This is a genomic window from Agrobacterium sp. 22-221-1, assembly GCF_053522445.1.
In genome coordinates, this window is sequence record NZ_JBNWCL010000007.1 from 252,591 (window position 1) to 268,766 (window position 16,176).

14 protein-coding genes and 1 tRNA gene are annotated in these 16,176 nt (G+C 59.5%); 3 read left to right on the forward strand and 12 right to left on the reverse strand.

The window, feature by feature from the left end; genetic code table 11:
* Window positions 1-3 precede the first annotated feature (3 nt).
* The 5 genes from ACQZ5N_RS13545 to ACQZ5N_RS13565 all read right to left on the reverse strand — a co-directional run bounded on the left by ACQZ5N_RS13545 (window position 4) and on the right by ACQZ5N_RS13565 (window position 4,953).
* Window positions 4-1,107: an ABC transporter permease gene (locus ACQZ5N_RS13545; RefSeq protein WP_003524352.1), complete on the reverse strand. Its 1,104-nt coding sequence runs from the start codon at window positions 1,105-1,107 to the stop codon at window positions 4-6.
* A gap of 7 nt (window positions 1,108-1,114) precedes the next feature.
* Window positions 1,115-2,620: an ABC transporter ATP-binding protein gene (locus tag ACQZ5N_RS13550; RefSeq protein WP_137004407.1), complete on the reverse strand. Its 1,506-nt coding sequence runs from the start codon at window positions 2,618-2,620 to the stop codon at window positions 1,115-1,117.
* Window positions 2,621-2,702: 82 nt separating this feature from the next.
* Window positions 2,703-3,695: a BMP family lipoprotein gene (locus tag ACQZ5N_RS13555; protein WP_004439166.1), complete on the reverse strand. Its 993-nt coding sequence runs from the start codon at window positions 3,693-3,695 to the stop codon at window positions 2,703-2,705.
* A gap of 214 nt (window positions 3,696-3,909) precedes the next feature.
* Window positions 3,910-4,560: a peptide-methionine (S)-S-oxide reductase MsrA gene (msrA, locus tag ACQZ5N_RS13560; RefSeq protein ID WP_020812546.1), complete on the reverse strand. Its 651-nt coding sequence runs from the start codon at window positions 4,558-4,560 to the stop codon at window positions 3,910-3,912.
* Window positions 4,561-4,635: 75 nt separating this feature from the next.
* Complete coding sequence (locus ACQZ5N_RS13565) at window positions 4,636-4,953, reverse strand: hypothetical protein (protein WP_269828400.1); 318 nt, start codon at window positions 4,951-4,953, stop codon at window positions 4,636-4,638.
* Window positions 4,954-5,173: 220 nt separating this feature from the next.
* Here ACQZ5N_RS13565 and ACQZ5N_RS13570 point away from each other — a divergent pair.
* The 3 genes from ACQZ5N_RS13570 (at window position 5,174) to dnaJ (ending at window position 8,701) form a co-directional block, all read left to right on the forward strand.
* A tRNA-Ser gene (locus tag ACQZ5N_RS13570) sits at window positions 5,174-5,263 on the forward strand.
* 309 nt (window positions 5,264-5,572) lie between these two features.
* On the forward strand, window positions 5,573-7,474 hold the full coding sequence (gene dnaK / locus ACQZ5N_RS13575; protein ID WP_003524342.1) for a molecular chaperone DnaK: 1,902 nt from the start codon (window positions 5,573-5,575) through the stop codon (window positions 7,472-7,474).
* A gap of 90 nt (window positions 7,475-7,564) precedes the next feature.
* The gene (gene dnaJ, locus ACQZ5N_RS13580) at window positions 7,565-8,701 is read left to right on the forward strand and encodes a molecular chaperone DnaJ (protein ID WP_004439156.1); all 1,137 of its coding nucleotides are present in this window, start codon (window positions 7,565-7,567) and stop codon (window positions 8,699-8,701) included.
* 67 nt (window positions 8,702-8,768) lie between these two features.
* Here the strand turns inward: dnaJ and ACQZ5N_RS13585 are convergent, their stop codons facing one another.
* From ACQZ5N_RS13585 to ACQZ5N_RS13615, 7 genes are all read right to left on the reverse strand, one after another.
* Entirely contained in the window at window positions 8,769-9,320 is a 552-nt protein-coding gene (locus ACQZ5N_RS13585) for a DUF924 family protein (RefSeq protein WP_448733165.1), read from the reverse strand.
* Window positions 9,321-9,333: 13 nt separating this feature from the next.
* Window positions 9,334-9,546 (reverse strand): SlyX family protein, encoded by a 213-nt coding sequence (locus ACQZ5N_RS13590; protein ID WP_059759493.1) that lies wholly within the window; start codon window positions 9,544-9,546, stop codon window positions 9,334-9,336.
* Between the two features lie 149 nt (window positions 9,547-9,695).
* A complete protein-coding gene (locus ACQZ5N_RS13595) occupies window positions 9,696-11,201 on the reverse strand; it encodes a tripartite tricarboxylate transporter permease (protein ID WP_059758961.1) in 1,506 nt (501 codons plus the stop codon).
* Between the two features lie 9 nt (window positions 11,202-11,210).
* The gene (locus tag ACQZ5N_RS13600; protein ID WP_035240376.1) at window positions 11,211-11,672 is read right to left on the reverse strand and encodes a tripartite tricarboxylate transporter TctB family protein; all 462 of its coding nucleotides are present in this window, start codon (window positions 11,670-11,672) and stop codon (window positions 11,211-11,213) included.
* Window positions 11,673-11,771: 99 nt separating this feature from the next.
* Window positions 11,772-12,755 carry a tripartite tricarboxylate transporter substrate-binding protein gene (locus ACQZ5N_RS13605; protein ID WP_003524332.1) on the reverse strand — a complete coding sequence of 328 codons (984 nt, stop codon included), beginning with the start codon at window positions 12,753-12,755 and terminating at the stop codon, window positions 11,772-11,774.
* Window positions 12,756-12,953: 198 nt separating this feature from the next.
* The gene (locus ACQZ5N_RS13610; RefSeq protein WP_448733166.1) at window positions 12,954-14,300 is read right to left on the reverse strand and encodes a sigma-54-dependent transcriptional regulator; all 1,347 of its coding nucleotides are present in this window, start codon (window positions 14,298-14,300) and stop codon (window positions 12,954-12,956) included.
* Entirely contained in the window at window positions 14,297-16,099 is a 1,803-nt protein-coding gene (locus ACQZ5N_RS13615) for a sensor histidine kinase (RefSeq protein WP_448733167.1), read from the reverse strand. The genes ACQZ5N_RS13610 and ACQZ5N_RS13615 overlap by 4 nt, the downstream gene beginning before the upstream one ends.
* Window positions 16,100-16,176 lie beyond the last annotated feature (77 nt).

The window sequence follows — 16,176 nt, forward strand, 5'->3', positions numbered from 1 at the left end:
AGCTCACCCCTTTGCCAAACGCTGGTAGATGCGGACGACCGCCGGCCGGTACATATATTCCAGCGCGCCGGCGAAGAGGATCACCAGACCCTGAATGACCACGATCATCTCGCGGGTAATGTTCGGCATCTCGAAAGAAAGATCCGCACCGCCCTGATAGAGAATGCCGAACAGCAATGCCGCGAAGATGATGCCGAGCGGATGGCTTCGCCCCATCAGCGACACGGCGATGCCGACGAAGCCAGCGCCGCCGACGAATTCCACCTGCAGGCGGGCGGAAGCGCCCATGACCGGGTTCAGCGCCATCATGCCCGCCAGACCGCCGGAAATCAGCATGGCGATGATGACCGTTCGCGCATAGGGAATGCCGGCATAGATGGCGGCCGACGGGCTGATGCCGAGCGTGCGCATCTCATAACCGAGCTTGGTGCGCCAGATCAGCACCCAGACGAGGAAACACATGACCAGCGCGATGATGAAGGAGACGTTGAACGGCGCCGGCCCTAGCTTGAGGCCGAACAGCGCCATCAACCAGTCCAATTTCGGCAATTGCCCACCTGGCAGAAAGGTGCGCGTTTCCGGCGCCATCTTGCCCGGCACGATCAGCACATTCACCAGCAGATAGACCATCAGCGCAGCCGCGATGAAGTTGAACATGATGGTGGTGATGACGACGTGGCTGCCGCGTTTTGCCTGCAGCCAGGCCGGAATGAAGGCCCAGGCCGCGCCGAAAAGCGCGGCACCGATGACGGCGAAGGGCATCGTCACATACCATGGCACGTAACGGTCGAGCGCCAGCGCCACCAGCGCGGCACCCAGGCCGCCAATATAGGCCTGACCTTCCGAACCGATGTTGAACAGGCCGGCATGGAAGGCCACGGCGACGGAAAGGCCGGTGAAGATGAAACTCGTCGTGTAAAACAGCGTGAAGCCGATGGCGTCGCCACGGCCGAGCGCACCTTCGATGAGCAGGCGCAGCGCCGCCAGCGGGCTTTCACCGATCGACCAGACAACGAGGCCGGAAATCAGAAAGGCGGTAACGACGTTCAGCAACGGCAACAGGCCGTAGCTGATCCAGTTTGGTAAGGGTACGGAAGCGGTGCTCATTCATGCCTCATGCGGCGATGCCGGCCATCATCAGGCCCAGCGTCTGTTCTTCGGCTTCCGCCGTTTTTTCTCCAACGACACGGCCGGCGAACATGACCATGATCCGGTCCGAAAGGGAACGGATTTCATCGAGTTCGACCGAAACCAGCAAAATCGCCTTTCCGGCATCGCGCATTTCGATGATGCGGCGATGGATGAATTCGATGGCGCCAATATCCACGCCGCGCGTCGGCTGGCCGATGATCAACATCTTGGGGTCGCGTTCAATTTCGCGGGCGACGACGATCTTCTGCTGATTGCCGCCGGAAAAATTGGCGGTCTTCAGCTGCGGGTTCGGCGGGCGGATATCGTATTTCTCGATCTTTTCGACCGCATCCCTGCGGATGGCCTCGGGGTTGAGGAAAGGCCCTTTGCCGTATCGCTCATCATGGTGATAACCGAGGATGGAGTTTTCATATTCCTCGAATTTCAGCACCAGCCCCATATGGTGGCGGTCTTCCGGGATATGCGCGAGGCCGAGCCGGCGCAGAATGGCCGGATCGGGGCGGTCCACCTTCTGGCCATCCACCCATATCTCGCCCGAATAGGGCTTCCGGATACCGGCGATGGCTTCGAGCAGCTCGGACTGGCCATTGCCTGCCACGCCGGCAATGCCGACGATTTCACCGGCGCGGACGTCGAGCGAGACATCGTCCACCATGGTGACGCCGCGACTGTCCTTGACAGTCAGATTGCGGATGGAGAGCAGAACATCGCCCGGTGTCGTCTCGCCCTTTTCCACCCTGAGCAGCACGCGGCGGCCAACCATCAGTTCGGCCAGTTCCTCGACGCTGGTTTCGGAGGTCTTGCGGGTTGCGACCATTTCACCGCGGCGCATGACGGAGACGGAATCCGTGATCGCCATGATTTCGCGCAGCTTGTGGGTGATGAGGATGACGGTCTTGCCCTGCTCGCGCAGGACGCCGAGGATCTTGAAAAGGTGATCGGCCTCGGCCGGTGTCAGAACGCCGGTCGGCTCATCGAGGATCAGGATTTCGGCGCCACGATACATGGCTTTGAGGATTTCGACGCGCTGCTGCAGACCGACCGGCAGTTCTTCGATGACCGCATCCGGATCGACTTCCAGACCGTAATCGTCCTCTAGGCGCTGCAACTCCTTGCGGGCCGCCGCCCGGCCCTTGGCGAGCGATGCGCCGCCTTCTGCGCCGAGCATGACGTTTTCCAGCACGGTGAAATTTTCCACCAGCATGAAGTGCTGATGCACCATGCCGATGCCGGCATTGATGGCCGTCTGGCTGTCACGGATCGCGACGGGCGTGCCATTCACCCGGATTTCACCGGCATCCGCCTGGTAAAAGCCGTAGAGGATCGACATCAGAGTCGATTTACCGGCGCCGTTTTCCCCGATGATGCCGTGGATCGTGCCCTTGGCGACAGTCAGATTGATATTCTTGTTGGCGTGAACGGCACCGAATTTCTTGTCGATGCCCACCAGTTCGATTGCAGGGTCCATACTCAAACCGAAACCTCTCCGAAGGCTGGATATGAAAAGGGCGCAAGATGAAAAACATCATGCGCCCCCGTTACATATCATATCATTTCGGGCAGGAATTATCCGCCATATAGTCATGAACCTTGACGGCGCCGGAGATGATATCGGCCTTCGCCTTGTCCACGGCGGCGGTCATTTCCGGCGTGATCAGGGCCTTGTTGTTGTCGTCGAGGGCGTAGGCAACACCGTCTTCCTTGACGCCAAGCGCAACGATGCCGGGGGTGAACTTGTCGTCCTTGGCATCCTTGTAGGCATTGTAGACGGCCAGATCGACGCGCTTGACCATGGAGGTCAGAACCGAACCCGGATGCAGGTGGTTCTGGTTGGAATCGACGCCGATCGAGAACTTCTTGTTGTCGGCGGCAGTCTGCAGCACACCGATACCGGTCGCACCGGCTGCCGCGTAAATCACGTCCGCACCCTGGTCGATCTGGTTCTTGGTGAGTTCGCCGCCGCGCACCGGATCGTTCCAGGCAGCACCCGTGGTGCCGGTCATGTTCTGGAAGACTTCGATCTTGTCGTTGGCAGCCTTTGCGCCCTGTGCATAACCACAGGCGAACTTACGGATCAGCGGAATATCCATGCCGCCGATGAAGCCGACCTTGCCGGTCTTGGAGGCCATGCCGGCCAGCAGACCAACGAGATAGGAGCCTTCGTGCTCCTTGTAGACGACGGAGCGGACATTCGGCAGTTCGACGACGGAATCGACGATGACGAACTTGGTGTCGGGGAATTCGGCTGCGACCTTTTCCATGGCCGAGGTCCAGGCGAAGGACACGGCGACGACCGGGTTGAAGCCCTTGCTCGCAAAGTTGCGGATGGCCTGTTCGCCCTGCGTGTCGCTGGTCGGTTCGAAATCGCGGAACTCGATGCCCGTTTCTGCCTTGAACTTTTCAGCGCCGGCCGCAGCGGCTTCGTTGAACGATTTGTCGAACTTGCCGCCCGTGCCATAGACCAGCGCCGGCTTGATATCGGCGGCGAGCGCGGAAGCCGACATTGCGGCGAGCGCAAAAAGCGTCAGAAGGGATTTTTTCATTGTGCAGCCCTGTTGTTGCAATTGATATTTTAAGGGTCCTCCCGCAATCCCGTTGACCGGGAATGTCTGCGGAACCGCCAGCCGTTTTCCCGGCTGTGCTTGCCTCATATCCTTGCATGGCTCAATGAAAAATTCATCCGGTTTTTTTGACCCGGTGGAAAAACTTTATTCTGGCGCTTTTTTGGTCTTTCCACCGGGGCGACCTGCAAAAAATCTAGTCGATATTGCAGCTTACGCCGGTTCCCCTCAGGCCGCAGTAACCGCCCGGGTTCTTGGCAAGATATTGCTGATGGTAGTCTTCAGCGTAATAAAACTTTTCAAGCGGCCCGATCTCGGTGGTGATGGCGCTGCCATGGCCGGCCTCGTCCAAAGCCTGTTGAAAAGCATCGCTCGCCTTCTGCGCCTGCTGCAACTGCCCTTCCGTCGTCGCGTAAATGGCGGAACGGTAGGTCGTGCCGACATCGTTGCCCTGCCGCATCCCTTGTGTCGGATCATGCTCCTCGAAGAATATCTTGAGCAGGCCCGAAAGCGAGATAACCGCCGGATCGTAGACAACCTTGACCACTTCGGCGTGGCCCGTCTGGCCCGTCGTCGTCTCCTGATAGGTGGGGTTGCGGGTGAAGCCGCCGGCATAACCCACCGCCGTCACCCAGACGCCCGGCGTTTTCCAGAACAACCGTTCCGCGCCCCAGAAGCAGCCCATGCCGAGATAGATAGTTTCAAGTCCGTCAGGATAAGGCCCCTTCAAGGGCCGGCCATTGACGAAATGGGCTTCCGGCACCGCAAGCGCCTCTTCACGGCCGGGCAAGGCGGTTTCTTCGGTCGGCATCGTCGTTTTTTTTGAAAGCGTATCGAACAGGAACATTCGGTCCTCCATGCGGCCAGTTCCGCCGCTTCTCATGGTTCACGTCTGCGGGCGCCCAATTCGACAGATACGAGGTCAGGCCGACAAACGCCTCATCGCCTTGTGCTTCCTGTAACCCGCCATCCAGCAGAGCAGGGAAAGCGCCAGGGAAACGGCAAATGCGGGCACCGCCGACAGGGCATTTTCAACGAAGCGCCACGCTTCAGGGTGAATATAGTGAGCCATGGCCGCTTCCACCATGGTACGGGAAGCAGGAAGAAGATAGTTCCAGACGGACAGGATGCCGGTGATGTTGACCGAGGATGTGGAAACCGAGCGGATCGAATCGAGCACACCCAGAAAAACCGCCGCAACGAGGAAAAGAAAGCTCAAAAACCGCAAAAAAGCTTTCATCAGGGACACCTCGCTTACGATCTGCCGGTCAGACAGCCATATTTTGAAATCTATAATGCATCGATAAAGGCGGGAAAACCGGTTTGCAATCGCATCGGAACACAGGAAATTGCCGACATTTCAAAAAACTGTCAGATTCGTGTTGATCCCTGCGAATTCATCGGTATATATCGCGCCGTTCCAGTGATTTGCATTCTTCAAAACATGCAGATTTGAAAAAGGACAGGTGGCCGAGTGGTTTAAGGCGCACGCCTGGAACGCGTGTGTGCGTGAAAGCGTACCGTGGGTTCGAATCCCACCCTGTCCGCCATTTCACCCCACCCCGATGCCGTTAAAAGCAAACCTCACCGGTTCGCACGCCGCGATGCCGACCGACGGCGCCGTGTAGCACACAAGTCGCGTTTTCCCTCTTCCGCAAGCCGTGATGGCTATGCTTCTGCACAGACAGGGGTTTCTTGCGCTTTTTTGCTGCGCTTCCCCCTCTCTTGCGCCTTGCAGCAGGAAAAATCGCTCCTTATATACGCCGCAGAACTGCAGCGAATACTGCAAATCCAAGTCAAGGAGCTGCCACAAGAATGCCTCACGGGGTTCCGACAGCTCGCTTCAAGGAGAGAAGAGCATGGCAAAAGTAATCGGTATCGACCTTGGCACGACCAATTCCTGCGTTGCAGTGATGGACGGCAAGGACACGAAAGTAATTGAAAACGCGGAAGGCGCGCGCACCACGCCGTCCATGGTGGCATTTTCCGACGATGGCGAACGCCTTGTCGGCCAGCCGGCCAAGCGCCAGGCGGTCACCAACCCGACCAACACCCTGTTTGCGGTCAAGCGCCTCATCGGTCGCCGTTATGAAGACCCGACCGTCGAAAAGGACAAGGCTCTGGTCCCCTTTGAAATCGTCAAGGGTGACAATGGCGACGCATGGGTGAAGGCGCAGGACAAGCCCTATTCCCCTTCGCAGATTTCCGCAATGATCCTTCAGAAGATGAAGGAAACGGCTGAATCCTATCTCGGCGAAAAGGTCGAGAAGGCCGTTATCACGGTTCCTGCCTACTTCAACGACGCCCAGCGTCAGGCAACCAAGGATGCCGGCCGCATTGCCGGTCTGGACGTGCTCCGCATCATCAACGAGCCGACTGCGGCAGCGCTTGCCTATGGCCTCGACAAGAAGGACGGCAAGACCATCGCCGTTTACGACCTTGGCGGCGGCACCTTCGATATTTCCGTTCTGGAAATCGGCGACGGCGTCTTCGAAGTGAAGTCGACCAATGGCGATACCTTCCTTGGTGGTGAAGACTTCGACATGCGTCTGGTCGAGTATCTGGCCGGTGAGTTCAAGAAGGATCAGGGCATCGACCTGAAGAACGACAAGCTCGCCCTGCAGCGCCTCAAGGAAGCTGCCGAAAAGGCGAAGATCGAACTTTCGTCCTCGCAGCAGACCGAAATCAACCTGCCGTTCATCACGGCCGATGCTTCCGGTCCGAAGCACCTGACGCTGAAGCTGACCCGCGCCAAGTTCGAAAGCCTGGTGGACGATCTGGTGCAGCGCACCGTCGCGCCATGCAAGGCAGCACTCAAGGATGCCGGCGTTTCCGCTTCCGAGATCGATGAAGTCGTTCTCGTCGGTGGCATGAGCCGCATGCCGAAGGTGCAGGAAGTCGTCAAGCAGCTGTTCGGCAAGGAGCCGCACAAGGGCGTGAACCCGGATGAAGTGGTCGCCATGGGCGCCGCCATCCAGGCCGGCGTTCTGCAGGGCGACGTCAAGGACGTTCTGCTGCTCGACGTGACCCCGCTGTCGCTCGGCATCGAAACGCTCGGTGGTGTCTTCACCCGTCTGATCGATCGCAACACGACGATCCCGACCAAGAAGAGCCAGACCTTCTCGACCGCCGAAGACAACCAGTCGGCCGTGACCATCCGCGTCTCGCAGGGTGAGCGCGAAATGGCGCAGGACAACAAGCTGCTCGGCCAGTTCGACCTCGTCGGCCTGCCGCCGGCACCGCGTGGCGTTCCGCAGATCGAAGTAACCTTCGATATCGACGCCAACGGCATCGTGCAGGTTTCGGCGAAAGACAAGGGCACCGGCAAGGAACAGCAGATCCGCATCCAGGCTTCCGGTGGTCTTTCCGACGCCGACATCGAGAAGATGGTGAAGGACGCTGAAGCCAATGCCGAGGCCGACAAGAAGCGTCGTGCGGGTGTGGAAGCCAAGAACCAGGCCGAAAGCCTCATCCACTCCACCGAGAAGTCGGTGAAGGAATATGGCGACAAGGTTTCCGAGACCGACCGCAAGGCTATCGAAGACGCTATTGCCAGCCTGAAGACCGCCGTCGAAGCCGCTGAGCCGGATGCAGACGACATTCAGGCCAAGACCCAGACCCTCATGGAAGTTTCCATGAAGCTCGGTCAGGCCATCTACGAAGCGCAGCAGGCCGAGGCCGGCGATGCTTCCGCAGAAGGCAAGGACGACGTCGTCGACGCCGACTATGAGGAAATCAAGGACGACAAGAAGTCCGCCTAATCGCGTGACCTCCCGTCTCCTGAAAACATATGCAAGACATCCGGCTGCCGACGTGCAGCCGGAAATCCATTTGCGGGGCTTGTTAACTTAATGGCGAAAGCAGACTTTTACGAAACACTTGGCGTCAGCAAGACCGCGGACGAAAAAGAGCTGAAAAGCGCCTTCCGCAAACTCGCGATGAAATACCATCCGGACAAAAACCCGGACGATGCCGATTCCGAACGGAAATTCAAGGAAATCAACGAAGCCTATGAAACGCTGAAGGACCCGCAGAAGCGTGCGGCCTATGACCGTTTCGGCCACGCCGCATTTGAAAATGGCGGCATGGGCGGCGGTGGCGGTTTTGGCGGCGGCGGTTTCGCCAATGGCGGCTTCTCGGATATTTTCGAAGACATCTTCGGCGAGATGATGGGCGGCGGCCGTGCGCGCCGCTCTTCCGGCGGACGCGAGCGCGGCGCCGACCTTCGCTACAATATGGAAATCACGCTGGAAGAGGCCTTCACCGGCAAGACGGCGCAGATCAGGGTTCCGACCTCGATCACCTGCGATGTCTGTTCCGGCTCGGGCGCCAAACCCGGCACGCAGCCGAAGACCTGCGCCACCTGTCAGGGTTCCGGCCGCGTGCGTGCAGCACAGGGCTTCTTCTCGGTGGAACGCACCTGCCCCACCTGCCATGGTCGCGGGCAGACGATCTCCGATCCCTGCGGCAAGTGCCACGGTCAGGGCCGTGTAACGGAAGAGCGTTCGCTTTCCGTCAACATTCCCTCGGGCATCGAGGACGGTACCCGCATTCGCCTGCAGGGCGAAGGCGAGGCTGGCATGCGTGGCGGTCCGGCGGGCGATCTCTACATCTTCCTGTCCGTGCGTCCGCATGAATTCTTCCAGCGCGACGGCGCCGACCTTTATTGCACCGTGCCGATCTCCATGACGACGGCGGCACTTGGCGGCACTTTCGATGTCACGACGCTCGACGGCACCAAATCGCGCGTTACGGTTCCGGAAGGCACCCAGCCGGGCAAGCAGTTCCGTCTGAAGGGTAAGGGCATGCCGGTTCTGCGTTCGGCGCAGACGGGCGACCTCTATATCCAGATCCAGATCGAAACGCCGCAGAAACTCAGCAAGCGTCAGCGCGAGCTGTTGCAGGAGTTCGAGCAGCTCTCCTCCAAGGAGAACAATCCGGAATCAACGGGCTTCTTCGCCCGGATGAAGGAATTCTTCGACGGCTGATTGTCGCCGCTCCCATGCCTTTAGAACGCCGCCACCCTTAGGGACTGGCGGCGTTTTCGTTTCCGGCTCAGCCGGAAAAGCCGCCTTCATCCAGATATTGCCGTTCCGCCGGCGTCGTTTCCCGCAGCAATATGTGGTTGCGATGCGGAAAGCGGCCGAAACGCTCGATGATATCGCGATGTTCTTCGGCATGGTGAAGATAGAGCCCGCCAAGCGGCTGGTTCAGAACGCAGGCACGCTGCTGGGCCGCCATATCTTCGGCATGGGAAAAGGGCAGATAGAAGAAAACGCGCAAATCCTCGCCCATCGCCTGATCGTGGCCACGGCGGATGGCCTCATCGGCAAAGAGGCGCGCCAGCGGGTCGGTGGCGTACATGTGAGCGGTGCCGCGAAAGCAGTTGCGCGGAAACTGATCCAGCAGAAGCATCAGCGCGAGACTGCTTTCCGCGCCCTCCAGCCAGTCGTCCAACTCTCGTCTGGCTGCAGCAAAATGGGCATCGCGGAAACGATCGTGAAAGTGGTTATCGAAGGCGGCGTCCTTGTCGAACCACTTGTCCGGTCCGGCCTTCTTCCAGAAATCGACGATATCGGCGGCCAGCGCGGCGGTGTCGTTTTTCATTGGCTCTTCCCTGTCAATAATGCGGCGGTCGAGTAATCGCGGGCGCGTCCAGCGATTGCTCCTCCAGGCTCAGGAACCTCTCCGTCAGGCGGTCGAGCTTGGCGCGGGTCTGCTCCACCACCTTCCACTGTTCCGCCAGCTGATCGGACAGCTCCTCTATCACCTTCGCCTGGTGCGCGGCCGTCTCCTCGAGCGCGATGATCCGTTTTTCGGTTTCCGACGTCATATCGACCTCTCTTTCCAGCCCTTCCTTGGGCCTAAAAGCGCGCGAGTCAACCATATGTCGCCCTCGTGAAGCAAATTCGTCATGGCCGATCCGGAAACGAAAAAAGCCGGCGATGTTTCCATCGCCGGCATCCAAGTCTTTGGCATTCCTCAGTCTTCTTCTACGAAAACCTCTTCGCGCTTCTTCTTCACGCTGGGCAGGAAGACGACGATCAGCACGGCCAGAGCAATGAAGAGCAGGGTGGCGCTGATCGGCCGGGTGACGAAGGTGGTCGGATCGCCGCGCGACAGGATCATGGCGCGGCGCAGGTTCTCCTCCAGCAGCGGCCCAAGCACGAAGCCCAGGAGCAGCGGCGCCGGCTCGCAGCGCAGTTTCACCAGCACGTAACCGATAAAGCCGAAGAAGGCGACGGCATAGAGATCGAAGACGTTGGAATTGACGCTGTAGACCCCGATGGCGCAGAAGGCCATGATGATGGGGAACAGCACATAATAGGGCACCGTCAGAAGCTTCACCCACAGCCCGATCAGCGGCAGGTTCAGGATGACGAGCATCAGGTTGCCGATCCACATGGAGGCGATGATGCCCCAGAACAGCGCCGGCTGTTCGGTCGCAACGTTCGGACCAGGCACGATACCCTGAATGATCATTGCGCCGATCATCAGCGCCATCACCGGATTGGCGGGAATGCCGAGCGTGAGCAGCGGGATGAAGGAGGTCTGCGCGCCGGCATTGTTGGCGGACTCCGGACCGGCAACACCGGCAACCGCGCCGTGCCCGAATTCCTCCGGGTTCTTGGAGACGCGTTTTTCCACCGTATAGGAAGCGAAGGCCGCAAGGATCGCGCCGCCGCCCGGAAGAATGCCGAGAGCGGAACCAATGACCGTGCCGCGCAGCACGGGCGCGATCATTTTCCTGAAATCCTCCCGTGTCGGCATCAGCCCGCTGACCTTGGCGATCAGCACCGAACGGGTGCGCTCATTTTCGAGATTGCGCAGGATTTCGGCGATACCGAAGACGCCGACGGCCACGGCCACGAAGTTCAGACCGTCGGCATATTCGCGGATGCCGAGGGTGAAACGCGGCGTACCGCTATAGATATCGGTGCCGACCAAACCCAGCAGCAGGCCCAGCACGACCATGGCCAGCGCCTTGACGATGGAGCCATGGGCAAGCGCAATGGATGAAACGAGGCCGACGACCATCAGCGAAAAATATTCCGCCGCGCCGAATTCCAGCGCAATCGCCGTCAGAGGCGGAGCGAAGATCGCCACGAGGAAGGTGGAGACCGTGCCGGCAAAGAACGAGCCGATGGCGGCAATGGCGAGTGCGGCGCCCGCCTTGCCCTTGCGCGCCATCTGATACCCATCGATGGCGGTGACGGCAGAGGACGATTCGCCGGGCATATTGATCAGGATGGCCGTGGTCGAGCCGCCATATTGCGCGCCGTAATAAATGCCGGCGAGCATGATCAGCGACGAGACGGGCTCGAGCTGGAAGGTGATCGGCAGCAGCATGGCGATGGTCGCAGTCGCGCCGATGCCGGGCAGCACACCGATCAGGGTGCCGAGCAGCACGCCGATCAGGCAGAAGAACAGGTTTGCCAGCGAAGATGCCGTGACGAAACCGAGAGCGAGATTATCGAGCAAATCCATCACGGCACCTCAAAATTTAAGCCAGGGGCCGAAGCGCTGGAACGGCAGGCCGAGACCGTAGTTGAAAACAGCGACGGAAAAGACCGTGATGGCAGCGGAAAGAATGACCGCCATGAGCGGGCTCATCTTGTGCGAGGCGAAGGCTGCAATAAGGGCGCTGAAAAAAAGCGCCGGCACGAAACCGAGACCCCGGACAGTGAAACCGAAGAAGATTGGCGCGGGCAGGATGAAAAATATGCCCCGCCAGGCGATTGCTCCGATACCTTCTCCGGCCGGGCGGGCTGAGCGCAGAAATATGACGCCACCGAGCAGGATCAGGATGATTGCCAACACGAGCGGGAAATAGCCCGGCCCCATGCGAAAGGCGGTTCCGATCTCCAGCCCATAAGACTGCAAGGCGAAAAAGACGCCAAGTCCCATGAAAATTGCCCCGCAGACTGCCTCGGCAGGGTCATTAAATAACGACTTCATGAAGGATGCCTCTCCACCGCGGCCGGCATCACACCGGTCCGTCTGTTAAAATGATCACGGTCGACCGGCGGCGAGACACCGCCGGTCATTCCGCGTTCATCAGTCGGCATATTGGCCGGCAGCTTCGATCACCGGCTTCCAGCGCGCGATTTCGCTTTCAAGCTTGGCCTTCAGCGCCGCAGGCGTCGCATCGCTTTCCGAGGAGGGCGTCGTGCCGAGTTCGGCAAAACGAGCCGCGACATTCTTGTCCTTCAGCGCGACCTGCAGCGACTTGGAGAGCTTTTCGTTGATTTCCGCAGGCGTGCCCTTCGGCGTATAGATGCCGTGCCAGATACCCACTTCAAGCTTCGGCAGGCCCGCTTCAACAACTGTCGGCACGTCCGGCAGCACGTCCAGCCGCTTGGCCGTGGTCACGGCATAGGCTTTCACGGTTCCGCCCTGGATCTGCTTGGTGGTGTTGGTGGTCTGGTCGCACATGATGTCAACCTGGCCGCCGAGCAGATCGGTCATGGCCGGACCGGTGCCCTTATAGGGGACGGTGACAAGCGGTGTCTCGATGGCGCTCATGAACAGCATGCCGCAAAGATGCGAGGCAGCGCCGATGCCGGCATTGGCGACGGTGACCTTGTCCTTGTTCGCCTTGGCGTATTCGATCAGACCTTTCAGATCCGTCGTCTCGAGATTCTTGCGCGACAGGATGGTCATCGGCACTTCGGTGACCAGGCCGACATATTCGAAGGCGTTCAGCGTGTCATAGGCAAGCTTGCGGTAGAGCGTGGCGCTCGTTGCCATGCCGATATGGTGGAGAAGAACGGTGTAGCCGTCCGGATCGGACGATGCCACACGACCAGCACCCAGCGTGCCGCCTGCGCCGCCGACATTTTCGACGATGATCTGCTGGCCGAGATCCTTCGACATGGATTCAGCGACAAGGCGCGCAACCGTATCCGTCGGGCCGCCAGCGGCAAAGGGCACGACCATGGTGATGTTGCGCTCTGGATAATTCTGAGCGGATGCGGACAGCGCAAAAAGGGAAACGGCAGCGGCGGCAGCAAGGCCGGTGACTGTCTTCAGTATTTTCATCGATTCCTCCCGGATGAAAATGTTTCGCCACTTCAGCCGCGCATGCTCCTCCATGGCGACCGGGGTGAGATATTTGCGATCCGGGATCACCGTTCAGCAATGGCGGTCTTGTCGTGAGGTGCGCTTTTATTGCTATCTCAGACGGCAATGGGTGGATTTCTACCCATAGGGACTCATCCATGGGTGGAAATCCACCCATCATACCTCGGTCATGTGCCGGTGCAGCCCGTATTTCTGCATTTTTTCGTAGAGCGTTTTGCGCGAAATACCGAGATTCTCATAAACGGATTTCAGATTTCCGCCATGTACGGCGATTGCATGTGCGATCAGGCTTTTTTCATAAGCCGCGACCCGTGCGGAAAGAGCCGCTTTTCCGTCATCCTGAAACGGCAGCGAGGCTTCGGAAACATCGCTTTCCAGACCGAGAACGAAGCGGTCTGCGGCATTGCGCAATTCACGCACATTGCCTGGCCACTCACGCAGGGAGACGGCCGAAAGCAGACTTTGCGGCACCTCCATGTCTTCCCGCCCGTAACGGGCAGCGGCTTCACGCACCAGATGCAGGAAAAGCAAGGGTATGTCGGCGCTGCGTTGTGACAGGGAGGGGACAAGAAGCGTCGCCACGTTCAAGCGATAGAGAAGGTCGGCACGGAACCGGCCGGCCGCAACCTCCTGCTCCAGATCCACCTTGCTGGTGGCGATGAAGCGGACATCGAGTTCCACTGTCTCATTGGAGCCAAGGCGGGTAATCACCCTTTCCTGCAAGACGCGCAGGAATCGGCCCTGCAATTCAAACGGCATGGAGCCGATCTCGTCCAGCAGGATGGTGCCGCCGCGGGCGTGCTCGAACTTGCCGTAGCGTGGACGCAGCGCACCCGGAAAGGCGCCCGCCTCATGGCCGAATAACTCGCTTTCGATCAGCGTTTGTGGCAGGGCGGCGCAATTGATCGCCACGAAGGGCCGGTTGGCTCTGGCGCTGATATCGTGCAGAGCCCGCGCCACGACCTCCTTGCCCGCGCCCGTGTCACCGACGATCAGCGTATCGGCGTCCGTCGCACCGATGGCGCGGATACGATACCGCAGATCGACCATGATCTGAGTTCTGCCGGGCAGACGCGTTTCGAGATCGTCATGCTTGCCCGCTACCGCCTTGAGGCGGCGATTTTCCAGTACCAGCGCACGCCGGTCATTGGCTCTTTTGATGATGCCGGCGAGATATTGCGGCGTGAACGGCTTTTCGATGAAATCATAGGCGCCATTGCGCATGGCGTTGACCGCGAGCTGCACATCGCCATGGCCCGTCATCAGGATGACAGGTATTTCAGGATCGAGCTCCCGCACCTTCTGCAGCAGCGTCATGCCATCCATACCCGGCATCCTGATATCGCTGACCACGACACCGTCGAAGCTGTAACCGATCAGTTCGAGCGCATGTTCTGCACTCGCCAGCATGGTGACGGCAAAACCGGAAAGCTCCAGCGCCTGCGCGGTGGAAAAGCGCAGCTCTTCCTCATCATCGATCAACAGAACCCGCGACATGGTCATTCCGCAGCCGCCTCCACGCGCCAGGCGGCGGCTGGCAATTCGATTTCGAACTCCGCCCCGCCATCTTCATGGTTTCTGACGCGGAGCTGGCCGCCAAAATCCTTGATGATGTTATAGGAGATGGACAGGCCAAGACCGAGGCCGCGCCCCACGCCCTTGGTGGTGAAGAAGGGATCGAAAATGCGTTCTGAAATTGCCGCCGGCACGCCCGGACCGCGATCACGAATGAAAATCGACACCGACTGGCCATGCTGCAAGGCCCGCAGCGCAATGCGGCGATCCTCGCGCCCCTCCACCGCATCGGCAGCATTGGAGATAATGTTGACGAGCACCTGCTGCAGCCGCACCGGGCCGGCCTTCACGGCAAGCGGCACCTGGCCGAGATCCACATCCAGCACCGCATCGGCGGCCTTCAGGCGCGCACCGACGATTTCGAGCGTATCGCGAAGGACGGCTTCCAGACTTACCGCGGCCATTTTTTCATTGGGCTTGCGGGCGAAATTCCTGAGATGCTTGCTGATGGAGGCCATGCGATCGATAAGGCCCGAAATGCGCCTGAGGTTTTCCGTCACCTCCTCCAGCCGTCCCCGCTCCACGAGAAGCGAGGCGTTTTCGGCGTAGTTCTTGGCGGCTGCGAGCGGCTGATTGAACTCATGCGACAACGCTGCCGACATCTGCCCGAGCGCTGCGAGCTTGCCCGCCTGCACCAGATCGTTCTGCATCTTGCGCAATTGTTTTTCCGTCTGGCGGCGTTCGGCGATTTCGTACTCGATCTCCTGATTGACCCGCGCCAGATCGGCCGTACGCTCCTCCACCCGGCGTTCCAGCTCCGCCTGCGCCTCCGCCTGATGGGTCAGGCGCTCCCGCAGACGACGACGCCTTTGCAGCATGGCGGCGATGAGGGCGGCAGCAAGACACAGGCAGAGGATGATGGCTATCATCGCCGTCTTTACCTGCGTTCGGAGCGAACCCGTGTCCATCAGCACGCTGACTGTCCAGCCCGCGTCCGGCATCGGCTGCGACAGGACCATATATTCCCTTTCACCGTCATCCTGGCTGATCGTCATCAGCTGATGCGAACCGAAATTGCCGTTTTTCAGGGGCAATTCCTTAAGGGTGGCATTGGCGTAACGGCGGGAAGCCTCCGTTCGTGCCAGCCTTTCGGGTGTCAGCGGCATCAGGCCGGAATAAAGCCATTGCGGCGTTCCGGTCATGAAGATGATGCCTTCCGGGTCCGATACCAGAATTCGGTTCTCGCCATCGCCGAATGACGCTTCTATGCCTTCAATATCGACCTTGAAGACGATGACGCCCTTGATCTCCTCGTTGAAGAGAATGGGCGCTGAAAAATAATAGCCACGCTTGTGGGACGTGGTGCCAAGCGCAAAGAAGCGTGACTGGAAGCCTTTGGCGGCATCCTGAAAATAGGGACGGTAGCTGAAATTCTCGCCGACGAAACTCGTTGGACCATCATAGTTGCTGGCGGCGATGGTCTCCCCGTCCAGCGTGATGATGTAGATATCGGAGGATTCCAGCAGGGTGTTGATGGATTTGAGGTAGATATTGGCGCGCTGGCGCAGTTCGGCATCCTTGGGATGTGCGACCAGTTCCTCAATATCGTCGTGATCGGCAATCAGGGCCGGCAGCGGCTCGTAACGGTTCAAAAGCCCACCGAGAGCAGAAACGGCCAGCCGCAGCGTCGTGCGGCCCTGCTCGGACATTTCGCCGAAATAGCTTTCCGCGATGATACCGCCACCTCTCGTCACGGCGCCGTAACCGAGGCCGAGGCTGAGAAGCATCAATAAAATCCAGCGATATTTCACCGAAGCTCCCCTCCCGTTGCAGGCGTCAAAACCTGCTCTCCCTGAAAGAGTGT

Excerpts from the sequence above, each read along its gene's own strand:
- dnaJ (WP_004439156.1), top strand. The coding sequence starts at position 7,565 with ATGGCGAAAGCAGACTTTTACGAAACACTTGGCGTCAGCAAGACCGCG.
- ACQZ5N_RS13600 (WP_035240376.1), bottom strand. The coding sequence starts at position 11,672 with ATGAAGTCGTTATTTAATGACCCTGCCGAGGCAGTCTGCGGGGCAATT.
- ACQZ5N_RS13595 (WP_059758961.1), bottom strand. The coding sequence starts at position 11,201 with ATGGATTTGCTCGATAATCTCGCTCTCGGTTTCGTCACGGCATCTTCG.
- ACQZ5N_RS13550 (WP_137004407.1), bottom strand. The coding sequence starts at position 2,620 with ATGGACCCTGCAATCGAACTGGTGGGCATCGACAAGAAATTCGGTGCC.
- ACQZ5N_RS13585 (WP_448733165.1), bottom strand. The coding sequence starts at position 9,320 with ATGAAAAACGACACCGCCGCGCTGGCCGCCGATATCGTCGATTTCTGG.
- ACQZ5N_RS13605 (WP_003524332.1), bottom strand. The coding sequence starts at position 12,755 with ATGAAAATACTGAAGACAGTCACCGGCCTTGCTGCCGCCGCTGCCGTT.
- ACQZ5N_RS13565 (WP_269828400.1), bottom strand. The coding sequence starts at position 4,953 with ATGAAAGCTTTTTTGCGGTTTTTGAGCTTTCTTTTCCTCGTTGCGGCG.
- ACQZ5N_RS13555 (WP_004439166.1), bottom strand. The coding sequence starts at position 3,695 with ATGAAAAAATCCCTTCTGACGCTTTTTGCGCTCGCCGCAATGTCGGCT.
- ACQZ5N_RS13545 (WP_003524352.1), bottom strand. The coding sequence starts at position 1,107 with ATGAGCACCGCTTCCGTACCCTTACCAAACTGGATCAGCTACGGCCTG.
- ACQZ5N_RS13590 (WP_059759493.1), bottom strand. The coding sequence starts at position 9,546 with ATGACGTCGGAAACCGAAAAACGGATCATCGCGCTCGAGGAGACGGCC.
- ACQZ5N_RS13615 (WP_448733167.1), bottom strand. The coding sequence starts at position 16,099 with ATGCTTCTCAGCCTCGGCCTCGGTTACGGCGCCGTGACGAGAGGTGGC.
- dnaK (WP_003524342.1), top strand. The coding sequence starts at position 5,573 with ATGGCAAAAGTAATCGGTATCGACCTTGGCACGACCAATTCCTGCGTT.
- msrA (WP_020812546.1), bottom strand. The coding sequence starts at position 4,560 with ATGTTCCTGTTCGATACGCTTTCAAAAAAAACGACGATGCCGACCGAA.
- ACQZ5N_RS13610 (WP_448733166.1), bottom strand. The coding sequence starts at position 14,300 with ATGACCATGTCGCGGGTTCTGTTGATCGATGATGAGGAAGAGCTGCGC.